The organism is Dactylosporangium vinaceum, assembly GCF_019904175.1.
GTDB classification, from domain to species: Bacteria; Actinomycetota; Actinomycetes; order Mycobacteriales; family Micromonosporaceae; genus Dactylosporangium; species Dactylosporangium vinaceum.
In genome coordinates, this window is sequence record NZ_CP061913.1 from 4873317 (window position 1) to 4894300 (window position 20984).

General features: G+C 72.6%; 21 protein-coding genes. 11 read left to right on the forward strand and 10 right to left on the reverse strand.

Features of this window, described 5'->3' with window-relative positions; genetic code table 11:
* Nucleotides 1-4: 4 nt before the first annotated feature.
* Complete coding sequence (locus Dvina_RS21775; RefSeq protein WP_223104302.1) at nt 5-2902, reverse strand: MXAN_6230/SCO0854 family RING domain-containing protein; 2898 nt, start codon at nt 2900-2902, stop codon at nt 5-7.
* A 201-nt stretch (nt 2903-3103) separates the two neighbouring features.
* Between Dvina_RS21775 and gltX the strand changes: the two genes are divergently transcribed.
* Nucleotides 3104-4552, forward strand: a complete 1449-nt coding sequence (gene gltX / locus Dvina_RS21780) for a glutamate--tRNA ligase (RefSeq protein WP_223104303.1) — start codon at nt 3104-3106, stop codon at nt 4550-4552.
* A 456-nt stretch (nt 4553-5008) separates the two neighbouring features.
* Here the strand turns inward: gltX and Dvina_RS21785 are convergent, their stop codons facing one another.
* On the reverse strand, nt 5009-5821 hold the full coding sequence (locus Dvina_RS21785; protein WP_223104304.1) for a phytanoyl-CoA dioxygenase family protein: 813 nt from the start codon (nt 5819-5821) through the stop codon (nt 5009-5011).
* Between the two features lie 181 nt (nt 5822-6002).
* On the opposite strand from Dvina_RS21785, the gene Dvina_RS21790 reads away from it, so the two are divergent.
* The gene (locus Dvina_RS21790) at nt 6003-6872 is read left to right on the forward strand and encodes an AraC family transcriptional regulator (protein ID WP_223104305.1); all 870 of its coding nucleotides are present in this window, start codon (nt 6003-6005) and stop codon (nt 6870-6872) included.
* 281 nt (nt 6873-7153) lie between these two features.
* Here the strand turns inward: Dvina_RS21790 and Dvina_RS21795 are convergent, their stop codons facing one another.
* Nucleotides 7154-7738, reverse strand: coding sequence for a carboxymuconolactone decarboxylase family protein (locus tag Dvina_RS21795; protein WP_223104306.1), 585 nt, complete (start codon nt 7736-7738; stop codon nt 7154-7156).
* Between the two features lie 100 nt (nt 7739-7838).
* Between Dvina_RS21795 and Dvina_RS21800 the strand changes: the two genes are divergently transcribed.
* The 3 genes from Dvina_RS21800 (at nt 7839) to Dvina_RS21810 (ending at nt 10167) form a co-directional block, all read left to right on the forward strand.
* On the forward strand, nt 7839-9083 hold the full coding sequence (locus tag Dvina_RS21800) for a cupin domain-containing protein (RefSeq protein ID WP_223104307.1): 1245 nt from the start codon (nt 7839-7841) through the stop codon (nt 9081-9083).
* Nucleotides 9084-9164: 81 nt separating this feature from the next.
* Nucleotides 9165-9311 (forward strand): hypothetical protein, encoded by a 147-nt coding sequence (locus Dvina_RS21805; RefSeq protein WP_223104308.1) that lies wholly within the window; start codon nt 9165-9167, stop codon nt 9309-9311.
* 64 nt (nt 9312-9375) lie between these two features.
* Nucleotides 9376-10167 (forward strand): D-Ala-D-Ala carboxypeptidase family metallohydrolase, encoded by a 792-nt coding sequence (locus Dvina_RS21810; RefSeq protein ID WP_223104309.1) that lies wholly within the window; start codon nt 9376-9378, stop codon nt 10165-10167.
* Between the two features lie 4 nt (nt 10168-10171).
* On the opposite strand, the gene Dvina_RS21815 is transcribed toward Dvina_RS21810, so the two are convergent.
* On the reverse strand, nt 10172-11134 hold the full coding sequence (locus Dvina_RS21815) for an aldo/keto reductase (protein WP_223104310.1): 963 nt from the start codon (nt 11132-11134) through the stop codon (nt 10172-10174).
* A gap of 85 nt (nt 11135-11219) precedes the next feature.
* On the opposite strand from Dvina_RS21815, the gene Dvina_RS21820 reads away from it, so the two are divergent.
* On the forward strand, nt 11220-11792 hold the full coding sequence (locus Dvina_RS21820; protein WP_223104311.1) for an acyl-CoA-like ligand-binding transcription factor: 573 nt from the start codon (nt 11220-11222) through the stop codon (nt 11790-11792).
* 244 nt (nt 11793-12036) lie between these two features.
* On the opposite strand, the gene Dvina_RS21825 is transcribed toward Dvina_RS21820, so the two are convergent.
* Nucleotides 12037-12708, reverse strand: a complete 672-nt coding sequence (locus Dvina_RS21825; protein ID WP_223104312.1) for a glycosyltransferase family 2 protein — start codon at nt 12706-12708, stop codon at nt 12037-12039.
* Nucleotides 12705-13631 (reverse strand): YdcF family protein, encoded by a 927-nt coding sequence (locus Dvina_RS21830; protein WP_223104313.1) that lies wholly within the window; start codon nt 13629-13631, stop codon nt 12705-12707. The genes Dvina_RS21825 and Dvina_RS21830 overlap by 4 nt, the downstream gene beginning before the upstream one ends.
* 48 nt (nt 13632-13679) lie before the next feature.
* Between Dvina_RS21830 and Dvina_RS21835 the strand changes: the two genes are divergently transcribed.
* Nucleotides 13680-14495 carry an endonuclease/exonuclease/phosphatase family protein gene (locus Dvina_RS21835; RefSeq protein ID WP_223104314.1) on the forward strand — a complete coding sequence of 272 codons (816 nt, stop codon included), beginning with the start codon at nt 13680-13682 and terminating at the stop codon, nt 14493-14495.
* A gap of 34 nt (nt 14496-14529) precedes the next feature.
* On the opposite strand, the gene Dvina_RS21840 is transcribed toward Dvina_RS21835, so the two are convergent.
* Both Dvina_RS21840 and Dvina_RS21845 read right to left on the reverse strand, forming a co-directional pair.
* Nucleotides 14530-14754 (reverse strand): hypothetical protein, encoded by a 225-nt coding sequence (locus Dvina_RS21840; RefSeq protein WP_223104315.1) that lies wholly within the window; start codon nt 14752-14754, stop codon nt 14530-14532.
* Nucleotides 14755-14778: 24 nt separating this feature from the next.
* Nucleotides 14779-15378 carry a TetR/AcrR family transcriptional regulator gene (locus tag Dvina_RS21845; protein WP_223104316.1) on the reverse strand — a complete coding sequence of 200 codons (600 nt, stop codon included), beginning with the start codon at nt 15376-15378 and terminating at the stop codon, nt 14779-14781.
* Between the two features lie 123 nt (nt 15379-15501).
* Here Dvina_RS21845 and Dvina_RS21850 point away from each other — a divergent pair, with 123 nt between their 5' ends.
* The gene (locus tag Dvina_RS21850; protein ID WP_223104317.1) at nt 15502-16410 is read left to right on the forward strand and encodes an alpha/beta fold hydrolase; all 909 of its coding nucleotides are present in this window, start codon (nt 15502-15504) and stop codon (nt 16408-16410) included.
* Nucleotides 16411-16563: 153 nt separating this feature from the next.
* Nucleotides 16564-17796, forward strand: a complete 1233-nt coding sequence (locus Dvina_RS21855) for an SLC13 family permease (protein WP_223105644.1) — start codon at nt 16564-16566, stop codon at nt 17794-17796.
* Nucleotides 17797-18073: 277 nt separating this feature from the next.
* On the opposite strand, the gene Dvina_RS21860 is transcribed toward Dvina_RS21855, so the two are convergent.
* Entirely contained in the window at nt 18074-19120 is a 1047-nt protein-coding gene (locus tag Dvina_RS21860) for an MBL fold metallo-hydrolase (protein ID WP_223104318.1), read from the reverse strand.
* Between the two features lie 79 nt (nt 19121-19199).
* Here Dvina_RS21860 and Dvina_RS21865 point away from each other — a divergent pair, with 79 nt between their 5' ends.
* Nucleotides 19200-19733, forward strand: coding sequence for a universal stress protein (locus Dvina_RS21865; protein WP_223104319.1), 534 nt, complete (start codon nt 19200-19202; stop codon nt 19731-19733).
* Nucleotides 19734-19751: 18 nt separating this feature from the next.
* Here Dvina_RS21865 and Dvina_RS21870 read toward each other — a convergent pair whose 3' ends face one another.
* Nucleotides 19752-20078 (reverse strand): integrase, encoded by a 327-nt coding sequence (locus Dvina_RS21870; RefSeq protein WP_223104320.1) that lies wholly within the window; start codon nt 20076-20078, stop codon nt 19752-19754.
* Between the two features lie 41 nt (nt 20079-20119).
* Between Dvina_RS21870 and Dvina_RS21875 the strand changes: the two genes are divergently transcribed.
* A complete protein-coding gene (locus tag Dvina_RS21875; RefSeq protein WP_223104321.1) occupies nt 20120-20968 on the forward strand; it encodes a hypothetical protein in 849 nt (282 codons plus the stop codon).
* Nucleotides 20969-20984: the final 16 nt, after the last annotated feature.

The following is a 20984-nucleotide window of genomic DNA, read 5'->3' on the forward strand; positions in this document are numbered from 1 at the left end:
GTGATCATACGGACGGGGTGAGCGCGGCGAGCAGGTCCGCTCCCGTGACCGGCGTCCACGGCGGCGGGGGCGTGCCGTCGACGAGCAGGGCCGCGGAGCCCTCGGCGACGTCGGTACCCGCGATCGCGGCGAGGCGGTCGGGGTCGGCCGCGCACGCGAACGTCCGCGCGCCGGTCGGAGCGGTGGCGGTACCCCCGCCGGATGTGGCGCGGACAGCCGCGACGATCTCGTGGGGCGCACCGGCCGGCACTGCTGTGCAGGTGCCGTCGGCGTGGGCGACGACGACCCGCTCGGCCCGGCCCGCGGCGTGCCAGGCGGCGAGGTCGAGGAGGGTCGGCCGGTTGCCGGCGGCGAAGTGCTCCCACAGGTCGGCCGCCATCCGGCCCAGCCGCGGGCCGCGCTGACCGACGTTGTGGCCGTAGCCGCGCGCGCTCAGGCTCGCGTCGATCCACATCGCCTCGCCGGTGTCCACGTTGAGCACGAACGGGGCCATGGACTTCGCGTCGCCGCGCAGCGTGAAGCGCTGCAGGACGCGGGCGGCGGTGAACGGCTCGCGCCGGGTCTGCGGCAGGGACAGGCCCGCGAACGCGGCGTCGAGCGCCTCGAACGGCACGTCGTTGTAGCTCAGCACGACCGGCACGGCCCAGGCGACCCCGGCCTGGCGCAGCGCGGCCCGGTCGAGGTCCAGGAACTCGGTCGCGCCCAGCGGCGCCGGCGCTGACGTGAGGTCGCCGGAGTGGACGGCCGCGCTGCCGTGGAAGCGCAGGTGCGTGTAGTCGCAGTGGCCGCGCGACGTCCAGTCGTCACGGTAGAACGCGCAGGACAGGTCCAGGTCGACCCGGTGCTCGGCGGCGTCCACCCAGTGCAGGAACAGCCGCAGGATCGGCGCGTCGCCGAGCGCCCGCAGGCTGCCGCGGGGCCAGCCGGCCAGCTGCTGCGACCCGGCCCGCTCGCGCGCGGGCGCCGGCACCCGGGCCAGGCCGGCGTCGAGGACGGCCACGTCGAACCCGTCGAGCGCCGCCGCCCGCCCGGCCAGCTCGGCGTCCACAGTGGAGCGGACCCGGGCGATCGCGTCCGCGGGGAGTGGGCCGCGATGTTCGGGCTCGGTCCAGGTGCGCACCACGTCGCCCTTGGGGAAGAACGTCCGCCGCGGGGTGCCCGGCGCGGGGCCCGGCAGCGGCGGGCGGGGCCGGTTGCGGGCCGGGGGCGCGTCCGGGCGGCGCAGTCCGAGGGCGCGGCGCAGCGCGCTGCCGAGCCCGCCGACCTGCTCGGCCGGCACCGCGGCCACCTGCTGCGAGATGCCGGCGGCGGCCTCGGCGGCCACCTCGGTGACCGCTTCGGCGGCGCCCGCGGCCGGGGCGGCCGGGGCGGTGGCGTCGCGGCCGGTCAGCGCCGCGGCGGCCGCGGCGAGCACGGCGGGGGAGACCCGCGGGGTGGTGCGAGCGGCGGCGTCGAGCACGCGGGCGAGGGTGCCGGGGTCGTCGCCGGCCAGGCGCAGCAGGTGGTCGATGCGCCGCCACAGGTCGCCCGGGCGCTCGGTGAGCAGCCGGGCCGCGGCGGCCGCGTCGCCGTCGGCGACGGCCTCCTCGACGAGCGCGGCGAACGTTCGGACCCGAACGGACACGGTGCCGTCGGCGTGCTGCTCCAGGACGATGCGGTCGGGGCGGGACAGGTGCGCGGCGACCATCGCGTGACCGAGCGGCGCATCCGGGGCGGCGTGGGTGCCACGGAGGGCGGCGAACACGACTGCCGCGTCCGGGTGGCCGGCGGCGTGCTCGAAGGGGTGCAGGCGCTCGGCGATGCGCTTCCACACGACCGGGTGCCGGGCCACGTCCTCGGCCGCCGTCGCGCAGTCGAGGCCGTCGATGAACCCGAGCACGGCCCGGCGCAGCGCCCGCGGCACGGCCCGGACCCGCGGGATCGGCACGGTGACCCGCGGCTCGTGGACGGGCCGCCAGCCCTCGTTGGGGCCGTGCGGGTCGGTGGTGCGGCGGGGCACGACCAGGCCGGGGTCGCCGCCGGAGTACGCCCACAGCGTGCGGGCGACGTCGGTCGCCGTGCTCCAGCGCGTCACGGCGCCGGCCAGCACGGCCGGGTACGACGGCTCCAGCGCGGCCGCGTGCAGCGCCCACGCGATGACACACGCGAGGGTCTCGCGGGCCGGCACCACGTCCGGGAGCCAGTCGAGGCGGCCGGGAGCGGTCCCGGCCACGAGTGTGCGCAGGTCCTCGCGGTCGTGCTCGCTCAATGCGGCGGCCCGGGCCACGAGGCCGTCGCGCAACCGCACGGCACACGCGCCGGGGTCGGCTTCCAGATGCAGACGCCGCAGTTGTACCGCGGGCAGGCTCGCGGCCGCCCCGTGCGGAGCGACCACAGGCAGGTAGGCGTCCCCGGCGGCGAGCCGGCTTCCGCAGACCGGGCAGGCCGAGTACTGCGCCGGGTCGAAGCACACCGTGCACACGGCGTGCGCGCACGGGTCGAGCGGCCGGACCTGACCGACCGTGCCGCACAGGATGCACGGCGCGGCACGGTGCTGGAACAGGTGCACGAGGAGGCGCTCGACGTACAGGCGGCCGGGGTTCTCGGGCGTGTCCGGGAAGTTGCGGAACAGCGGGACGTGGTCGCGGTCAGCGCCGGTGCTCTCGTCGGCGACGGCGGCGATCCAGTCGGCCCAGCGCAGGCGGGTGCCGGGGTCGAGCCGGGCGAACCGGCGGCGCAGCGCGGGCTCCAACAGCCAGCCGCGGGTGGCGAGGTCGGCCTCGAACGCCACCACCCACCCGTCGCCGTCCGCCTCGTTGCCCGGGTCGTCCTGGTCCGGGCTCGGCTGCTGCGGGCGTGCGGCCGGAGCGGGGAGCGCGACGGCGCCGGCGCGGCGCAGCAGCACGGTGGCGAGTGCGTCCATGAAGGGCAACCTCGGCTCGAGGGCAGGGTGAGGCCGGGGCGGAGAGTCGGAACGCTGGAGTCCTTTTCAGAGAAAGAGAGAAGGAAGCGCACCTGGGAGCCGCCCCGGCCGGTCGATGGTACGGCCATCGAACGGCCGTCCGCACCCCTATATCGCGGTCCTGCGGTCAGGCCGGAGCGGACCGTAAGCTAAATTCGGTCGGTGAGCACTTCCGAGGCACCGGTCCGCACCCGCATCGCACCGTCGCCGACCGGCGACCCGCACGTCGGGACCGCGTACGCCGCGCTGTTCAACCTGGCGTTCGCGCGCAAGCACGGCGGCGAGTTCATCCTCCGCATCGAGGACACCGACCGCACGCGCTACGTCGAGGGCAGCGAGCAGCAGGTGTTCGACACGCTGCACTGGCTCGGGTTCAGCTGGGACCAGGGCCCGGACGTCGGCGGACCGGCGGCGCCGTACCGCCAGTCGGAGCGGCTGCCCGTCTACCGGGAGGTCGCCGAGCGCCTGCTCGCCGACGGGCACGCGTACCAGTGCTGGTGCTCGTCGGAGCGGCTCGCCGCGATGCGCACCCGCCAGCAGCAGCTGAAGATCCCCACCGGCTACGACCGGATGTGCTACGGCAAGACCCGCGAGGAGCGCGCCGAGCTGCCCGGCTTCACCGACGTGCCGGTCATCCGGATGCTCGCGCCGGCCGACACCAAGGTGTCGTTCGAGGACCTCATCCGCGGGAAGATCACCCCGCCGGAGCCGGACGACCAGGTCATTCTGAAGGCGGACGGCTTCCCGACGTACCACCTCGCCGTCGTCGTCGACGACAACGCGATGGGCGTGACCCACGTGATCCGCGGCGAGGAGTGGATCAACTCCACCCCCAAGCACATCCTGCTGTACACCTGGCTCGGCTGGCCCATCCCGACCTACGCGCACATGCCGCTGCTGCGCAACGTCGACCGCTCGAAGATCAGCAAGCGCAAGAACCCGGCCGCCCGCCTCAAGTGGTTCCAGGAGGAGGGCTACCTGCCCGAGGCCCTTGTCAACTTCCTGGCGCTCATGGGCTACTCGATGCCCGAGGGCCAGGAGATCTTCACGTTCGACGAGATGGTGGAGTCGTTCGACTTCGCCCGCGTCAACCCGGTCGGCCCGGTCTTCGACATCGACAAGCTGAACTGGCTCAACGGCCACTACCTGCGCGCCCTCGACGACGAGGCGTTCCTGAGCGCAGCCGAGCCGTTCCTGCCGGCCGGCCTGACCCGCGACGACATCCGCTCCCTGGTCGTGCCGCTGCGCGAGCGCACCAAGAAGCTGATCGAGATCCCGGAGCAGCTGGACTGGCTGGCCGCCGAGTCCGTCGACATCCAGCCGGCCGACCTGGCCAAGCACGGCCTGCCGGCCCCGGACGCCGCCACCCAGCTGGAGACGTTCGCGAAGAATCTCGAGCAGCTGGACCCGTTCGACAAGGAGCAGATCACCGCCGCCCTGGACCGGGTCGTCGCCGAGTCCGGCCTCAACCGCCGCCGCTCCTTCATGACCGCCCGCCTGGCCCTGGTCGGCAAGCCGGTCTCCCCGCCGCTGGACGACACCATCGTCGCCTTGGGCGCGGCCCGCACGGTGGCCCGTCTCCGCCGGGCCGCGGCCGGGATCGCCTCCTGACCGGCCGCCGTCTTACCGCCGCACCTTCCGGCTAGGGTGCCGCGCGAAGTGCCGGACGCTTCTTAGCTGCGCGCTTTCGCGTCACCCTGCTTTTCCCCCGCAACCGCGGTTTCTCTTCAGCCCGCTTGCGCGCTGCCTCGGCTTGTAGCGACCGCGCCTTCAACTCCAGCAACGCGCAGCTCCCTGCAGTATCCGGCCGGGGGAGCTGCGCGTTCGTGCATCCAGCCGTCGTCCCAGCATGCGCGAATGTGCACCGTCTGCGTTTGGCTCCGCGCGTGAGAACGGGACCCGTTTGTTGTTGAATCCGGTCCCGCCATCACGCGCCGGCCGGTGGCGGCGTCAAGGTGATCCAGGCGGGTCCAGACCTCGGGCCAGCCCGGATCGCACGAACCTGACCGCATTGGCTGCGGTCAGGTTCGTGGTGCCACCGCGCCCGGGCCCTCCGCTGGCGCAGGTCTATCCGGCGCTGGGGTGGATGCCATCCCCGTCCGGACCGGGGGTGTCCTGTCCGAGGCCCCGACGGATCGCGATCTCGACAGGTGAGTACGCGCCGTCGGCTCGCTGCAGTTCGTACGGCACGGCCGGCATCAGCGGCGGCTGGGCCATGAAACGCGGCCGCACGCCGTGGTGCGGTTGCGCCGCGTGCACCAGAAACGGATGACACAGGAAGACGTCGCCCGGGGAGCCGGTGGCGAGCGTGACTGGCCGGTGGGCGGAGGCCGCCATCAACTCGGGCGCAAGGGTAAGCCCGCTCGCCCCGTCATCCCCGTACTTTTCCAGCACCTTCGGCACGTCCAGGTGGGAGCCGACCCGGATCCGGGTCGGGGCGTCCTGCTCGCCGACCTCGCTGAACAGGAACAGCATCAGCAGCGCCCGGCCCCGGGAGTGCACATTGGTGAAGTACCAGCTCTCGCCCTCCGGCAGGTAGCTGCCCTCGATGTGCCAGCCCGCGTCGTCCGGCTCCTTTTCGTGCGGGAAGCGCAGCGGGAAGGTGCCCAGTGAGTAGCGCGGCTCCCAGCGTCCCGCGCCGACGAGCAGGTCATACGCGTGGTGCAGGAACGGGGAGTTGGGTGCCGCGGCGAACGGCCCCTGCGCCATCCCGGGCACCCAGTGCACAGGCTCCGTCCACGTCGCTGGATCGTCCGGGTCGCAGCCCGTCTCTCGCCATAGCAGCCGCGCGCAGTCCGCGGCAACGCGCGGCGCGACCGCGCCTTCGAGCTTGACGAAGCCATCGCGAAGAAAGCGGGATACCAGGGTCGTGTCATCCATGCCGGTATCGTGCGGTGACAACGCCCCGATCGCCCGACATTTTCCGCACCGCCTTTGTCGGGTCAAGCCCGCCCCGGCATGCGTTCGTGCCGCGACGGCGCCAGCCGTGATGTGATCGGGACACGACGATCGGGCGCGACCGGTGCGCCTTCGACCAAGGTTGACATCGGAGGAAGGCTCCATGATCTCGGCACTCAACCGGCTCGTCGACCTCGTCGAGGAGGGCCTGACCGCGGACTTCGACGTCAAGGAGGTGGCCAGGACGCTCGGCACGACCGAATACCACCTCCGCCGGATGTTCTCGTCGTTGGCCGGCATGCCACTGTCAGAGTATGTGCGTCGCCGCCGCATGACCGTCGCCGCCGCCGATGTCGTCCGCAGTGAGCAGGATCTGCTGAGCGTCGCCGTCCGGTACGGATACGGCTCGACCGAGGCGTTCGGGCGGGCGTTCCGGGCGGTCCACGGCGCCGGCCCTGGTGAGGTGCGCCGCGCCGGAGGCCCCCTGCGCACCCAGTCGCAGCTCAGGTTCCGCCTGACCGTGGAAGGCAGCGAACGCATAGACACCCGCATAGTCGAGCACCCCGAGTTCCGGCTGGTGGGGCACGCTGTCCGCGTTCCGCTGGTCCACCAAGGCATCAATCCGCACATCCGGCAGCACATCACCGCATTGCCCGCGGAGGAGCACCTGCGCTTGAAGGCCCTCGGTGACACCGAGCCGGCGGGACTGCTCGCGGTCAGTGACGACCTCGACCCCGACCGGGCCGAGGGCAGCGAGCTGACCTACCTTCACGGGGTCGCCGTGTCCCCGGATACGCCGGTCCCGGGCGGTCTCGAGATCATCAAGGTTCCGGCCGGCAGATGGGTGGTCATCCGAACCGCGGGGCCGCATCCGCAGACGCTCCAGAAGACCTGGGCCACCACCGCAGCCGAGTGGTTCCCCTCCAACCCCTGGCGTCTGCGGCCAGGTCCGGAGATCGTGGCGGTGCTCGATCATGCGGACGACTTCAGCACCGCGACCTCTGAGCTCTGGCTGCCCGTCGAGCCGGCATAACGACCCGGTGCGCATCCCGGCGGACAACGTTGACGGCACACATTGACGAGGACACAGCTCGCAGGCACGAGGAACACCCGTCACCGGGCATAGGACACCCGTGGTCGGGGTCCGACCGGTGCGTGTGACCTGCGACTTGCTCGCCGGTTCGGGACCACCTCGATCGGTTGGTTTCGATGTTCGCGAGTATCAGACCAGTCGCCGCACGGTCCGTTCGGCGCTGACGTCGGTGTGGCCGGCGCCACGCGAGCTGTGTGTGTGCGAACGTGCGGTGGCGGGTGTCAGGGGCTGAGCGGTTCGCGGCCGAATGTGACGGCGGCGCGCAGGTCGGACGGCACACGGCCGGCCAGTTGCGCGTCCGGCTGCACGCCGAGCGCGTCGTTGACCGTGGCGAACGCGATGCGCAGTGCGATGAAGACGGTCATCGCGAAGATGTCGGCGTCGCTGTAGCCGGCGGCGCGCAGTGTGGACACGTCCGCCTCCGTCGTCGCGCCCGGGTTGCGGGCCACCCGGCGGGCCCAGGCGGCCAGGGCCTGTTCGGCGTCGGTCAGGCCGGTGTCGGCGCCGGTCACGACGGCCGCGGCGGTGCCGGGCCCGGCTTGAGCGGTAAGCTTCTCGCCCCACGCCAGGGCGCAGTAGGAGTCGCCGAACGCCGACGTCGCCGCGACCACCAGGATCGCGCGGGTGCGCAGCGGCAGGCGGCCGCCGACCGCCTTGCGCATGAGGGCGAACAGGTCGTTACAGACCTCGGGCGCGTGCGCCCACAGTTTGGACACGTTCATGACGTACCCGAGCTCGTCCAGGTCATCGGCGTAGAGCCGGTCGGCGCCCTCGGACGGCTCCGGGTCGTGCAGGAATCCGATCATGTCCCGATTGTGCAGCGCCGACATGGGGCGATTGGACCGTGCGGGCGTGGGTAATCCGACGTCACCCCGTCGGTTTCCGGACAGCAGGAGGACCCGCGCAATGGTGCGTAACGACGACGGCGTCAACTTCATCGGCGGCAACGTCGTCAGCGGTGCGCTTCAGCGATGCGTGTCGGTCGGCTCCGAGCAGTTCTCCGCGCAGTACTGGGACCGGGCGCCGCTGCTCTCACCGGCCCAGGGCGACTATCTTGACCTGCTCGACCTCGGCGGCGTCGACGAGCTGCTCAGCGGCCGGGCCCTGCGCACCCCGTTCGTGCGGATGGCGAAGGACGGCCACGTCATCCCGTCCGCCCGCTACACCGGCAGCGGTGGGGCCGGGGCCGAGATCGGCGACCAGGTCCACGACGAGAAGGTCCTCGCGCTGCTGGCCGACGGGGCGACGCTGGTGCTGCAGGGCCTGCACCGGATGTGGCCGCCGCTCGTCGCGTTCGCGTCCACGCTGCGCCAGGAGCTGGGCACGCCCGTGCAGATCAACGCGTACCTCACGCCGCCGGACAGCCGCGGGTTCGACCCGCACTACGACACCCACGGCGTGTTCGTACTGCAGGTCAGCGGGCGCAAGCATTGGCGGGTCCACGCGCCCGTCCTCGAGTCGCCGGTACCGCGGCAGCCGTGGGGCGGCGTCGCCGAGGAGGTCGCCGCCGCCGCGAGCACCGAGCCCGCCATCGACACGACGCTGACCGCCGGTGACGCACTGTACCTGCCCCGCGGCTGGCTCCACTCGGCCTCGACCGCCGGCGAGTGGTCGCTGCATCTGACGATCGGCCTGCACGCCCCGACCCGGCTCACGCTCATCGACGCCCTGCAGCGCATGGCCGTGCGCGAACCGCGGCTGCGGGCCGGGCTGCCCATGGGCCTCGATCCGGCCGACGCCAAGTCGCTGGCCCCGGCACTGGCCGACACGGTCGCGGCCCTGCACGAGTGGCTCGACTCGATCACGCCGGAGGATGTGGCCGCGCAGCTGCGCGGGGAGACGTGGTCGGCCGCCCGCCCGGCGCCGCTGCGCCCGGTTGCCCAGGCCGCGGCGCTGTCCGCGATCGGCCCCGACGTCCGGGTCGCGGCCCGGCCCGGGCTGCCGGTCCGGCTCGAGGATCCTTCGGGCGGGCGGGTTGCGGTACACCTGCCGGATCGGTCGTTGCAGTTGCCTGAGAGCTGTGCCGCGGCGTTGCGGACGGCGTTGGACGGGCGCCCGCACCGGGTCGGTGACCTGCCGGGCCTCGACGACGCCGACCGGATCGTGCTGGCCCGCCGGCTCCTGCGCGAGGCGGCGCTCGTGCTGGCGTAGCGCACATCCGGGGACTGCTTTCCGTCTGCTGGCCCGCTGCCGATCGCCGGCTCGTGGCGAAGCGCTCTCCGACCCTTGGCGATGCTCTACGAGATCGCCGGCCCGGCGCGCGACGGCTTCGCCCGCGAGGACGGCCGGCGCCCCGTGCGCACCCACCAGCTGCGCGATCCGGTCGAGACGAGCACCGGCCCGACCGGCACCGCGGGCCGCGTCCACATGGGACACTGACCATTCCCTTAGCTTTGGCTTTCGTCGGTTGACCGAGCGCTCAAGCATCCGAATACTTCGATTCATGCATCGTCGCCTCGGCCGTCTGGCCGCCGCAATCCTGCTGGCACTCGGCGCAACCGGCACGGTCGTGGCCGTGTCCGGCGCGCCCGCGTCCGCGTCGCCCGCGCTCGCCGACGGGTGTTACACCTGGAGCGGTACCCTCCAATCGGGCTCTTCCGGCGAAGCCGTCCGCCAGTTGCAGATCCGGGTGTCCGGGTATCCCGGCTCCGGTGGCGTGCTGGGCCTCGACGGACAGTACGGGGCCGCCACGAAGGCCGCCGTGCAGCGTTTCCAGAGCGCTTACAGCCTCACCGCGGACGGTATCGCCGGCCCGCAGACATTCGCGAAGATCTACGCGTTGCAGGACGACGACTGCACGCCTGTCAACTTCTCCTACGGCGAACTGAACAACTGCAACAGCACCTGGGCCGGTGGCAACGTGTCGGCGGCGACGGCCAAGGCCAACGCGCTTGTCACCATGTGGAAGCTGCAGGCGCTGCGGCACGCGCTCGGCGACGTACCGCTCACTGTGACGAGCGGGTTCCGCAGCACCTCGTGCAACAGCGCGGTCGGCGGCGCGTCGAGCAGCCGGCATCTCTACGGCGACGCCGCCGACCTGGTGTCGGGCTCCCGGACGCTGTGCCAGCTCGCCCAGGAGGCCCGCAACCATGGCTTCGCCGGCATTCTCGGGCCCGGCTACCCCGACCACAACGATCACACCCATGTGGACGGTCGCCCGTCGCGCTTCTGGTCCGCCCCGAACTGCGGCGTGGCCAGCCTGGACGGTGGCCTCGACCCGCTGCGCGACAACTGAAAGATCAAACCCAGGTGGGGGTACGTCCACCGGCATAGCGTGCACCGAAACCGCCCGTGGGGAGGATCTCGTCGATCGCGGCGAGGTCCTCCTTGGACAGTTCGACGTCCGCGGCGGCCACGTTCTCCTCGACCCGGGCGATGCTGCGGGTGCCCGGAATCGGCACGACGTGCTCGCCGCGGGTCAGCAGCCACGCCAGCGCGAGCTGTGAAACCGTCGCACCCTTGGACCCGGCGAGTGACCGGAGACGCTCGACCGCCGCGAGGTTCTGCTCATAGTTGCCCGGCTGCCACCGCGGGTCGGTACGGCGCATGTCGGACTGGTCGTACTGGTCGGCCGGCTTCGCGGTACCCGTGAGGAAGCCACGGCCGAGCGGCGAATAGGGCACGAACCCGATGCCGAGCTCGCTCAGGGTGGGGAAGAGCGCCTCGACATCCCGCTCGAACAGCGAATATTCGGTCTGCAGTACCGACACGGGCTGCACGGCGTGCGCCTTGCGGATCGTCTCCGGGCCGGCCTCGCTCAACCCGAAGTACTTCACCTTGCCCGCGTCGATGTACTCCTTGACCGTCCCGGCCACGTCCTCGATCGGCACGGTCGGGTCGACCCGGTGCTGGTAGAGGACGTCGATGTGGTCGACGCCGAGGTAGCGCAGGCTGTTGTCGACGACCTCGCGGATGTGCTCCGGGCGGCTGTCGAAGCCGAAGTCGCGGGTGAAGCCGAACTTCGTCGCGATGACGATCTCGTCGCGGAAGTCCTTCACCGCGCGCCCGACCGTCTTCTCGTTCTCGCCCCAGCCGTACAGCTCGGCGGTGTCGAAGAAGTCGACGCCCAGCTCGTGCGCGCGGCGGATGGTGGCGATGCCCTCCTGCTCGTCGCCGGGCCCGTAGGCGAGGTGGATGCCCATCGCGCCGTAGCCGATCTCGGCAACCCGCAGCCCCTGCCGGCCGAGTGTGCGCTGTCGCATGTGTCCTCCAAAGAATCGCGTCCGTGTCAGCCTACGCCGAATCTGTCAGTGACTGACAAGTTTGGCGGCGGGTTACGCTTATCACGTGGGGCTGCGGGAACAGACACGCGAGGCGGTGCGCGCCGCGATCGCCGAGCGTGCCCTGGACCTGTTCGACCGGCGCGGCTTCGACAACACGAGCGTCGACGACGTGGCCGCGGCGGCCGGGATCTCCGGGCGCAGCTTCCACCGGTACTTCCCGGCCAAGGAGGACGCCGTCATCGGCGACTCGACCGGGCTGGGCCAGATCGTCGCCGACGCGCTGGCCGAGCGCCCGGTCCTCGAGCCGCCGTGGCTGGCGATGCGGGCCGCACTGCAGCCGATCGTCGAACTGTCGGAGGCGAACGCGCAACGCAGCCGGCTGGTCATGCGGGTGGTGAACGGCTCGGCCTCGCTGCGGGCCCGCAACCTGGAGAAACACCTCGCCTGGTCGCGGACCCTGACCCCGATCATGCGCCGCCGCCTGGGCGACCCGGCCGGCGGCGACGTGCCCGCGCAGGCCATCGTGCTCGCCGCACTGTCCTGCCTGGACGCCGCCTACGCGGGCTGGGTCGCCGGTGACGGCGGGAGCCTGGCCGACCTGCTGGACCTGGCCTTCGACAGCGTCGTCACGGGGTGACCCTCCGCACGCCGGGTCACCCCGCACCGTGTGATCGCGCGGTCAGTGCACGGTAGGTCGCCACACGTTCGGGCTTCCGCACAGTCGCAATCTGGTGCGTTCGCCTTGTGCCGAGCATCCTACGGTCACTGCACGCCTGGGAGTCGCCATGTGCCGGGCCATCGCACGGTCGCCACATGGTGGATCGCCGCGTGGTGAGCGACCTGGGATGAGTCACCACGTGCAGGTCACGAGACCGGCCGAGTCACCGCCGGGCGATGCTGCGCAGGAGCGGCCGGTAGACCCGGGCCGAGTCGGACAGCGCCCCGAAATGAGACGACGAGTTGCCGTCGATGTACGTGGTCGCGATGTCCACCTCGTCGATCGGGTGTCCCTGTTCGAGCGCCGCGAGCAGCATCTGCATCTCGTAGTCGAAACCGTCGCCGGGCACGGTCAGCAGCCACTGCAGCAACGTGGCCGGGAACGCTCGCAGCCCGGTCTGCGTGTCCCGGATTTTGGTACCGCTCACGGCCTGGAACAGCGCGGCCGTGAACAGATTCCCGAAGCGGCTGCGCAGCGGCGTCCCGGAGCCGAACCGCCGGGCGCCGAGCGTGATACGGCCCGTGACCTCGGCGTGCTGGGCGACCCGCCGGATGTCCTCGACGCTGTGCTGACCGTCCGCGTCCGCGCACACGACCCCGCGGCCGGGCCACACGTCGGCGATGTGCGCGACCCCGGTCTTGAGCGCCGCACCCTTGCCGCGGTTCACGGGGTGGGACAGCACGGTCGCGCCGCGCCCCCGGGCCGAGTCGAAAATACTGGCGGCGGCGGTACCGCTGCCGTCGTCCACGATCACCACCGGCATACCCGCACCGAGACCGGTCAGCAGCTCGACCAGGCGAAACGAGGGCCGGAACACCGGCAGCAGCACAATCATCCACCGTCGATACCCGCGGCGCGCCTTGATCCACCACCCGTCCGCCGGACGAGTGCAACCGCAATCCGTTCCCGCCGCCGCAGCGCCGCGTCCGTACGCGCACCGAGCAGGCACAGCCGCGACCCCAGCCGCAACAGCCGCTCCGACTGCCACGGCCCGGCCGCCGGGATGTCGACGAGCGCCGTCCCCCGCAGCCCGAGCACCTTCCCGGCCAGGTACCGCACCCGCGGCAGATGCCACGCATGCGAGACAAGCCCGAGCGGCGCCGCCGCCGAATACGGCCCGCCGACAAGCCCTTCCTCGACCAGATTGAGCAGATTCTCGAGGGTACTGCGAGACCGCACCTCAGCGACCAACTCGCACCCCGCCACCAACTCGCACCCCGCCACCAACTCGCACCCCGCCACCAGCCCGACCCGCCCGCCGCCCGCCCCCGCCCAAGACGTCGCGCCGACCACGCCCAGCTCCCTGTTCCCCTTGTCCACCACACCCGGCGTCGCGTCCGCCGCACACACGTTCCCGCTCACCGTGTGCGCGCCGTGCCAGCCCATGTTCGCCGCGTGCACGTCTGCACGCGTCAGATGCGTGCCGTGCACGTTCGTGCAGGGTATGCGCGTGCCGTGCTCGTTTGGCGTGTGCGCGTCGTGCTCGTTTGTGCGCGGCATGGCGGCGGTGTGCAGTAGGCGGGCGGCCTCGCGCAGCATCAGGTTGGCCTCGCGGTGGCCGGGCGGAGGCTCGGGAGCGTTCTCGGAGACGCCGGCCCAGCCGCCGGTGAACACGATCCGGGCCGGCCGGCCCATGCGGAAGACGTGCTCGACCGCGGCGTGGACCCGGGCCAGGCTGTCGGCGGTGAGTTCGTACCGTCCTTGGTGTACGTGTACGCCGCGGCCGAAGACGAGCAGCGTGGCGACGTACCCTGTCATGTTTTCGACCGTATCCCGACCACCTCCACCATCGATACACTGCCCGGCATGACGGGGCGTGTGGTGCGGCGCACGGCCGCGGTGCTGGCCTTTCTCGCGGCCGCCGTGCTCGCGGCCACGCCGTCGCCCGGTGAGGCCGCTCGGCCGCCGCTGCGCGTCCTGCAGCTCAACCTGTGCGACAGCGGGTTCGCCGGGTGTTACAGCGGGCGGGCGCTCGACGTGGCCGCGGCCGTCATGCGGGCGAACCGGCCGGACATCGTCACGCTCAATGAGATCTGCTCGGGCGACGTCGAGGCGCTCGGGACCGTGCTCGACGGCGTGTTCCCCGGTGACCTTGTCGTCCGTGCGTTCGAGCCCGCCGGTGACCGGCGTACAGGAGCGCCGTTCGCGTGCGTGAACGGCGAGGACTACGGGATCGGCCTGCTGGCCCGGTTCGCGGGCGGGCGGCGGACGACGGTCGTCGAGGGCGGTCTGTACCCGGAGCAGGACACGCAGGACCTGCACGATCCCGAGCAGCGGGCGTGGGTGTGCGTGCATGCGGCCGGCGCGTATCAGGCGTGCACGACCCACCTGGCGAACACGGTGCCGGGCGTCGCGTTCAAGCAGTGTCAGTATCTGTTCGGCGTGGCCATCCCCGGCCTGCACGATCGCGCGGGTTACGTCCCGACCGTCGCCGCCGGCGACTTCAACCTGCTCGAACGTGCACAAGGCTGCATCCCGGAGCGCGCGTATGTGCGCGCGGATGACGGTGCCGTGCAGTACGTCGCCGCCACCGCCGACCATGCGGTGATCGGTTCGAGCGCGCTCGACCTGCAGCAGGCGACCGATCACCCCGGGCTGCTGGTCTCGCTCGCCGCGAACTGAGCGCCGACCGCAGCCGCCCGATCGCGCACCTCGCTCAGTCGAGGCTGGCCGGAAATGTGCGTTGACCTGCGGTGATCGGTTCCCGTGACCGTGCAGTGAGCGGATCGGTCGTGTGTGATCGGCGGTTGGCGCCCGAGGTGTTCCAGGTGTCCGAGGCGTCCGAGGCGTCCGAGGCGTCCGAGGTGGTGAGCGGATCGGTCGTGCGCGATCGGCGGTTGGCGTCCGAGGTGGTCGAGGCGCTCGAGGCGGTGCGCTGCACGACGCCGGACGTGGTCGCGACGGATCATCCCGGGCTGCTGGTCACGCTCGCTGGGGACTGTGCGCCGATGTCGGCCAGGTGGCGGTCGGCGACCGCCATGGCCTCGGCGTGCGTGAGCGCTCCCATGAGCAGCGCGTAACGCAGACCGTCGAGCAGTGCGGCCAGGCGGCGGGCCTCGAATGCCGGGTCCGCGGTCGGGGCCAGCAGAGCTGTGAGCGTACCCACGAAGGCTTGCACTGCCTTTGACAGCTTCTCGTGCAGCGACGCGTCCACCGCCCCGCGGGCCAGGAAGGCCACGGCGACGCGGGCGTCGAAGCGGCTCGGCTCGTCGTGCGGCAGGTACTCGGCCACCAATGCGCGCAGGATCGGCGTGCCGTGTTCGGCGCGGACGCGCACGCGGGCACTGAAGCGTTCGTGCACGCTCAGGCTGAGCCAGTGCTCGAGCGCGTACGTGAGCATGTCCTCCTTCGTCGCGAAGTAGTGCTGCACCGCGCCCATCGAGATGGCGGCCTGCTGGGCGACCTCGCGCAGCGACACGGCGTCCAGGCCGTGCGTCCCGGCGATGTGCAGCAGTGCTTCCACGATGTGCCGGCGGCGTTCGTCGTGGTCGACCTTGCGAGGCATGGGCATGCACCGTCAATCGCGCTGTCGGGCGACGCGGGCCGCGGCGGTGGGACCACTGTCGGCCGGCGTCGGCATCTGGTTACAATGCAACTGCATTGCCAACGGTACCGCGGAGGAGGCTCCATGTCTGTGCGCACGGTCCAGCACGGCGACGTGAGTATCGCGTACGAGGAGTTCGGGTCGGCCGGCGACGAGCCGATGCTGCTCATCATGGGGCTGGACTTCCAGATGGTGTGGTGGCCGGACGAGTTCATCGAGGGCCTGGTCGCGCGCGGTTTTCACGTGGTGCGTTTCGACAATCGCGACGCCGGGCTCTCCACGCACTTCACGTCGCCGCGCCGGGAGAACCTGTTCAAGGTCATGTTCCGGGGCCTGCCCGCGCCGGCGTACACGACGTACGACATGGTCGACGACGGGATCGCGGTGATGGACGCCATGGGCTGGGCCTCGGCGCACCTGCTCGGCGGGTCGATGGGTAGCAGCATCGCGCTGGCCACGGCCGTGCTCCACCCGGACCGTGTGCGCTCGGTGTCAGGTGTGTTCACGGCGCCGGCCCGGAAGTCCGACGCCGTGCGGTACCTCAAAGTGGGGTACTTTCCCAGGCTGATCCGCCACCTTCGGCGCCTGAACCTGCCGCGCAACGACGAGGGTGCGGTCCAGACGCTCGTCGAGATCGTGCGCCTGATGTCGTCGCCCAACCACCCGTTCGACGAGCCCCTGACCCGGCGGATGGCCGAACAGAGCCACGCCCGGGCCCCGCGCGACCCGAGCAGCAGCCAGCGTCACCTGGCCGCGGGCCGGGCGGCCGGCGAGCTCAACGAGCGGATCGGCGAGGTCAGGGTGCCGACGGTGCTCATCAACGGCGCCGACGACCCGTTCATCCGCCCGGGCGCCGCCGCGGCCCAGGCCCGGCGCATCCCCGGCGCGAAGTCGATGGTGCTGCCCGCCATGGGTCACACCCTGCCCCGCGAGCACTGGACGACACTGCTCGACACGATCACCGCCAACGCGCGCAGCGCCGTGCGGCAGTGATGCACGCTGCGCGCATCGGTCACGGGTGACGTGCGCAGTGCCGTGCGGCAGTGATGCACGCCGCAGTGACACGGTCGTCGCCGGCGTGCACGGCACTGTTCGTCGGCGGCTCGCGCTGCGGTGGCCCGATCATGGCCGTAGGCTGCCGCCGTGCTGGTCATTGCCGTGCTCCTGCTGGTCGCCGTGCTCGGGTTCGCCGTGGCCCGGCCGTTCGGGCTGCCCGAGGCCGTCGCGGCTGTGCCGGCGGCCGGGCTCGCGGTGCTGTTCGGGCTCGTAGGGTGGCGTGAGGCCGTGGGTGAGGTGCGCGAACTCGGGCCGACCGTGGGGTTCCTCGCGGCCGTGCTGCTGCTGTCGTACCTCGCGGAAGTGCACGGCGTGTTCGCGTACATCGGCGACGTGGCGGCGCGGCGCAGTCACGGCCGGCCGCAGCGTCTGCTGGGCGCCGTGTTCGCCGCGGCCGCCCTGGTCACCGCCGTGCTGAGCCTGGACGCGACGGTGGTGCTGCTCACGCCTGTCGTGTTCGCGGCGGCGCTGCGCATCCGGGCCCGGCCCGAGCCGCACGTGTACGCCTGCACACACCTGGCCAACTCGGCGTCGCTGCTGCTGCCCGTGTCCAACCTCACGAACCTGCTGGCCTTCGCGGCGAGCGGCCTCGGGTTCGCCGCGTTCGCCGGGCTCATGGCGGCGCCGTGGCTGGCCGTGGTGGGTGTCGAGTACCTCATCCTGCGCCGGTTCTTCGCCGCCGACCTGGCCGTCGCCTCGGCCGTGCAGGAGGGGGAGCCGGCCCGGGCGCCGCGGTACGCCCTCGTCGTGCTCGCACTGACCCTGGCCGGCTTCGCGCTCGGCCAGCCCCTGGGCGTGCATCCGGCGTTCGCGGCCGTGGCCGGTGCGATCGCGCTGGCCGTGCCACTCGTGCGCAAACGTGCACTGCGGCTGTCGTCGGTGGTGCGCGCGGCGAACCCGGCGTTCTGCGCGTTCGTGTTCGGTCTCGGCGTCGTCGTGCTCGCCGTGCGCGAACACGGGCTGGGCCGGCTGGTCGACGCGCTCACACCCGGGCAGACGTCGTTCCTGGCGCTGCTCGCCGTCGCCGGGCTGGCCGCGCTGCTGGCGAACGTGCTCAACAACCTCCCGGCGACGCTTGTCCTGATCCCGGCCGTCCACCACTCACCGGGCCTGCTCCTGGCCGTGCTGATCGGGGTGAACGTGGGCCCCAACCTGACGTACGTCGGCTCGCTCGCCACCCTCCTCTGGCGCCAGATCCTGCACGCCCGCGACGCCGCCCCGTCGGCCGGTCAGTTCCTGCGGCTGGGAGCGCTCACGGTCCCGGCCGCCCTGATCGCCGCGGTGGCCGCGCTGTGGGCCGGGCTGCGCATCGCCGGCATGTGACCGCGGCCCGGCGCCGGCGCTGTGGGCCGGCCGCGCGGGTCGCCGCAGTGGCCGTGCTGCGTATGCGCCGCGCGGGTGCCGGAGTGGCCGGGCTGCGCATCGCCGGCATGTGACCGCGGCCCGGCGCCGGCGCTGTGGGCCGGCCGCGCGGGTCGCCGCAGTGGCCGTGCTGCGGGCCGGCCGCCCGGGTCGCAGCGGTGGCCGTGCTGCGGGTGCGCCGCCCGGGTCGCGGTGATGGCCGCGCTGCCGGTGCGCTCGTGCGAAGCCGGCACGCGGCTCAGGCGCGGTGCCAGCGCACGGGGTCGGCGGCCGAGGCGCGGACGATGCCCTCCGCGGCCAGGTGGTACAGGTGTGCGAGGGTTTCGGCAAGCGCCATCCGGCGCAGCAGGCCGCGCAGCGAGTCCCAGCCCCGTGACCAGGTCAGCGCGGCCGCGACCTGCCAGGCCGTGGGCGCTTCCCGGCCGTCGAGCGCGGCCAGGATCTCCGCGTTGCGCTCGTCGTGATGGCGGATCAGGTCGGCCGCCCGGGCGTCGAGGGCGCGGAAGCGGTACTCGTGCGCCGGCAGCGCCTCGTCCGCGGCGAACTTCGCGGTCTGGTTCAGGGAGGCCAGGTAGGCGCCGAGCGGGTCGCCGTCCGTGCGGGCGTGCACGCCGATGTTCGGGCTGATCCGGGGCAGCAGGTGGTCGCCGGTGAGCAGGATGCCCGCGGCCGGCTCGTGCAGGCACAGGTGGCCCGGAGTGTGCCCGGGTGTCCACACGGCGCGCAGCTCGTGGCGGGTGAGGGGGAGCAGGTCGCCGTCCTCGATGGCCCGGTCCGGCTCGGCCATGTCCATGAGCTCGTCGATGCGCTCCGGCGGCATGGCCAGCTCGCCGGCGTCCGGCTCGGGGACGCCGTGGCGCACCAGCCAGCGCACGTCGGCGCCCGGGTCGCGGCCCGGCCAGGCGCGGCGGGGCAGGGTCGCGGCCTCGGCCGGGTGCATGCCGATCCAGGCGCCGCTCTGCTCGCGGACCCAGCCGCTCATCCCGTGGTGGTCCGGGTGGATGTGGGTGAGCACGATCCCGGTGACGTCGGCGATCCCGGCCCCGGCCGCCGCGAGCCCCGAGACGAGCGCGGCCCGGCCGGCGTCGGTGTCCCAGCCGGGGTCCACGACGAGCACACCGCCGTCATCGATGAAGAGATAGCTGGAGGTGTACCGCAGCGGGCTGTCCGGAATCGGGACGGGAACCGACCACACGTCCGGGCGGACCGGCTCGACGGGCGGCAGCACCCGCTCCTGCCACGCGCGCTGCTGGGCCGTCCCGGTCACGATCACACGTCCGAACATACACGCAGGTTCCTGCCTATTTGCGTGTCGTTTTGTCACAGCGGTGGCGGTGGTACCGCACCTTTGCCAGTCTCAGTGCATGAACGTGCTCGTTTGGCTCGCCGAGGGCACCTGGGCGGCCGCCGCCGAGGCCGCCGCCCGCCACGCTCCCGAGGGTGCGCGCATCACGCTCCTGCACGTCGTCGACCCCGCCGCGGCCGGCGACGTCACCGGCGCCTGGAGCGGTCTCATGGGCCGGGGTCACCGCGACCCGGGCCCGGCGATGACCGCGCTCAACGACGCCGCCGAACGCGACCTGCTCGCGGCGGCCGCCGAGCGCCTGGGCCGCCCGGCCGAGACCGCCGTGCGCCGCGGCCGCACCGAGCACGAGGTGGTCGCCGCCTGCAACGAGCTCGGCGCCGACCTGCTGGTCGTGGCCCGCGACGGCGACCGTACGAGGGTGGGGCCGCGCAGTCTGGGGCGGTACACCCGATTCGTCGTTGATCATGCCCCCTGCCCGGTCCTGCTGGTGTGGCCGGAGCAGCCCCGCATCACCACCCCGCCGCCGCCACCTCCGCCGGGCGCGGGCCCGCCGCACCCGCCCCCGCACCCGCCGCACCCGCCGCACCCGTGAGCCCGCGCACAGGGCACGTCACGCCAGGTCGGTCAGCTCGAACGCCGGCAGGCGGAGGCGCTCGGCGTGCTCGGCCGCGGACAGGACGAACGTGCCGCCGCGGACGTCCGGGGCCCAGCCGTGCCGCAGCCCGTGCTCGATGAGCGCACGGACATCGGCGGCGTCCGGGTAGGCGCCGTCGCCCGGCCCGGCCGTGCGGGCAAGCAGGTCGGCCTGGAGCGCACAGCCGTCCTGCTCACCCCAGGCCCGCACGCGGATGCTGCGCCCGCCGCCGGCCCGGTTGATGGTGGCCCGCCAGGCGTACAGGCGCCCGTCCACGTGTACCTGCCGCAGCCGTGTCCGCACGGTTGTGACCGTACCGCGGACGGGGCAGGTAGATTCGCCGGATGAAGACCCCCAACCCGCAGTACGCGCTGCGGCGGGCCGACATCGAGGACGGCACCTGCACCGTGCCCGACGAGTGTGCCGCGGCGACCCGGGTCGTGCTCGAGCACCGGCTCAACGGCGTCACCCCGGCTCGGCACATCTTCGACACCGTGGCCGAGGACGGCGGCGACGGCCTCAAGGTGGGCGTCTCCTGGCCCGACGACATTCGTGTGGGTGTACTCGTCAGCGTCCGCTGGCACCCGGCCCGCCACGAGGTCCAGCTGCGGACCAAGCCGCTGGACGAGCCGCTGAAGCTCGACGGTGTCGCGTACTTCCACGAGTACGACCCGCACGTCGTGACCCACGAGTTCACGCCGGCCAACTCCAACCGGGGCCGCGTGCTCGACGCCGTGCGCCGGCACGGTCTCGTGTTCGCCGACGGCAGTGCCGTGTTCCCGGAGGCCGACCTGGTGAAGAAGGCCGGCCTGGGCCGCGGCACCCGCGGGATGTTCCTGCTGCGCAACGCCGTCGACCAGCTGATCCGGGAGGGCTACGTCACCCGCGTCGACGGCAGCCTCGGCGCGGCCGGCCTCCCGATCTTCCCCGCGGTCCAGGGCGCCGAGACGGTGCCGATGCTGTTCTACGCACCCCTGATCGAGCCCGCCCACCGCCCCGAGCCCGACCCGGCCGAGGCGTCGAACCGCCACGACCACTGGGTCACCGGGTTCACCCGCAAGCTGCAGCCGGGCACCCGGCCCTCGCCCCGCGCCCTGGCCCTGCACCGGATGGCCATCGACAGTGGACAGATCCCGGACGCGCCGCTGCCGGACGGGTACACCTTCGTCAAGAAGCATCACCGCAACGGCTGACCGCGTCGCGGCCGTG

Excerpts from the sequence above, each read along its gene's own strand:
- Dvina_RS21775 (WP_223104302.1), bottom strand. The coding sequence starts at position 2,902 with ATGGACGCACTCGCCACCGTGCTGCTGCGCCGCGCCGGCGCCGTCGCG.
- Dvina_RS21785 (WP_223104304.1), bottom strand. The coding sequence starts at position 5,821 with ATGGATGACACGACCCTGGTATCCCGCTTTCTTCGCGATGGCTTCGTC.
- Dvina_RS21790 (WP_223104305.1), top strand. The coding sequence starts at position 6,003 with ATGATCTCGGCACTCAACCGGCTCGTCGACCTCGTCGAGGAGGGCCTG.
- Dvina_RS21795 (WP_223104306.1), bottom strand. The coding sequence starts at position 7,738 with ATGATCGGATTCCTGCACGACCCGGAGCCGTCCGAGGGCGCCGACCGG.
- Dvina_RS21800 (WP_223104307.1), top strand. The coding sequence starts at position 7,839 with ATGGTGCGTAACGACGACGGCGTCAACTTCATCGGCGGCAACGTCGTC.
- Dvina_RS21805 (WP_223104308.1), top strand. The coding sequence starts at position 9,165 with ATGCTCTACGAGATCGCCGGCCCGGCGCGCGACGGCTTCGCCCGCGAG.
- Dvina_RS21810 (WP_223104309.1), top strand. The coding sequence starts at position 9,376 with ATGCATCGTCGCCTCGGCCGTCTGGCCGCCGCAATCCTGCTGGCACTC.
- Dvina_RS21815 (WP_223104310.1), bottom strand. The coding sequence starts at position 11,134 with ATGCGACAGCGCACACTCGGCCGGCAGGGGCTGCGGGTTGCCGAGATC.
- Dvina_RS21825 (WP_223104312.1), bottom strand. The coding sequence starts at position 12,708 with ATGATTGTGCTGCTGCCGGTGTTCCGGCCCTCGTTTCGCCTGGTCGAG.
- Dvina_RS21830 (WP_223104313.1), bottom strand. The coding sequence starts at position 13,631 with ATGACAGGGTACGTCGCCACGCTGCTCGTCTTCGGCCGCGGCGTACAC.
- Dvina_RS21835 (WP_223104314.1), top strand. The coding sequence starts at position 13,680 with ATGACGGGGCGTGTGGTGCGGCGCACGGCCGCGGTGCTGGCCTTTCTC.
- Dvina_RS21845 (WP_223104316.1), bottom strand. The coding sequence starts at position 15,378 with ATGCCTCGCAAGGTCGACCACGACGAACGCCGCCGGCACATCGTGGAA.
- Dvina_RS21850 (WP_223104317.1), top strand. The coding sequence starts at position 15,502 with ATGTCTGTGCGCACGGTCCAGCACGGCGACGTGAGTATCGCGTACGAG.
- Dvina_RS21860 (WP_223104318.1), bottom strand. The coding sequence starts at position 19,120 with ATGTTCGGACGTGTGATCGTGACCGGGACGGCCCAGCAGCGCGCGTGG.
- Dvina_RS21865 (WP_223104319.1), top strand. The coding sequence starts at position 19,200 with ATGAACGTGCTCGTTTGGCTCGCCGAGGGCACCTGGGCGGCCGCCGCC.
- Dvina_RS21875 (WP_223104321.1), top strand. The coding sequence starts at position 20,120 with ATGAAGACCCCCAACCCGCAGTACGCGCTGCGGCGGGCCGACATCGAG.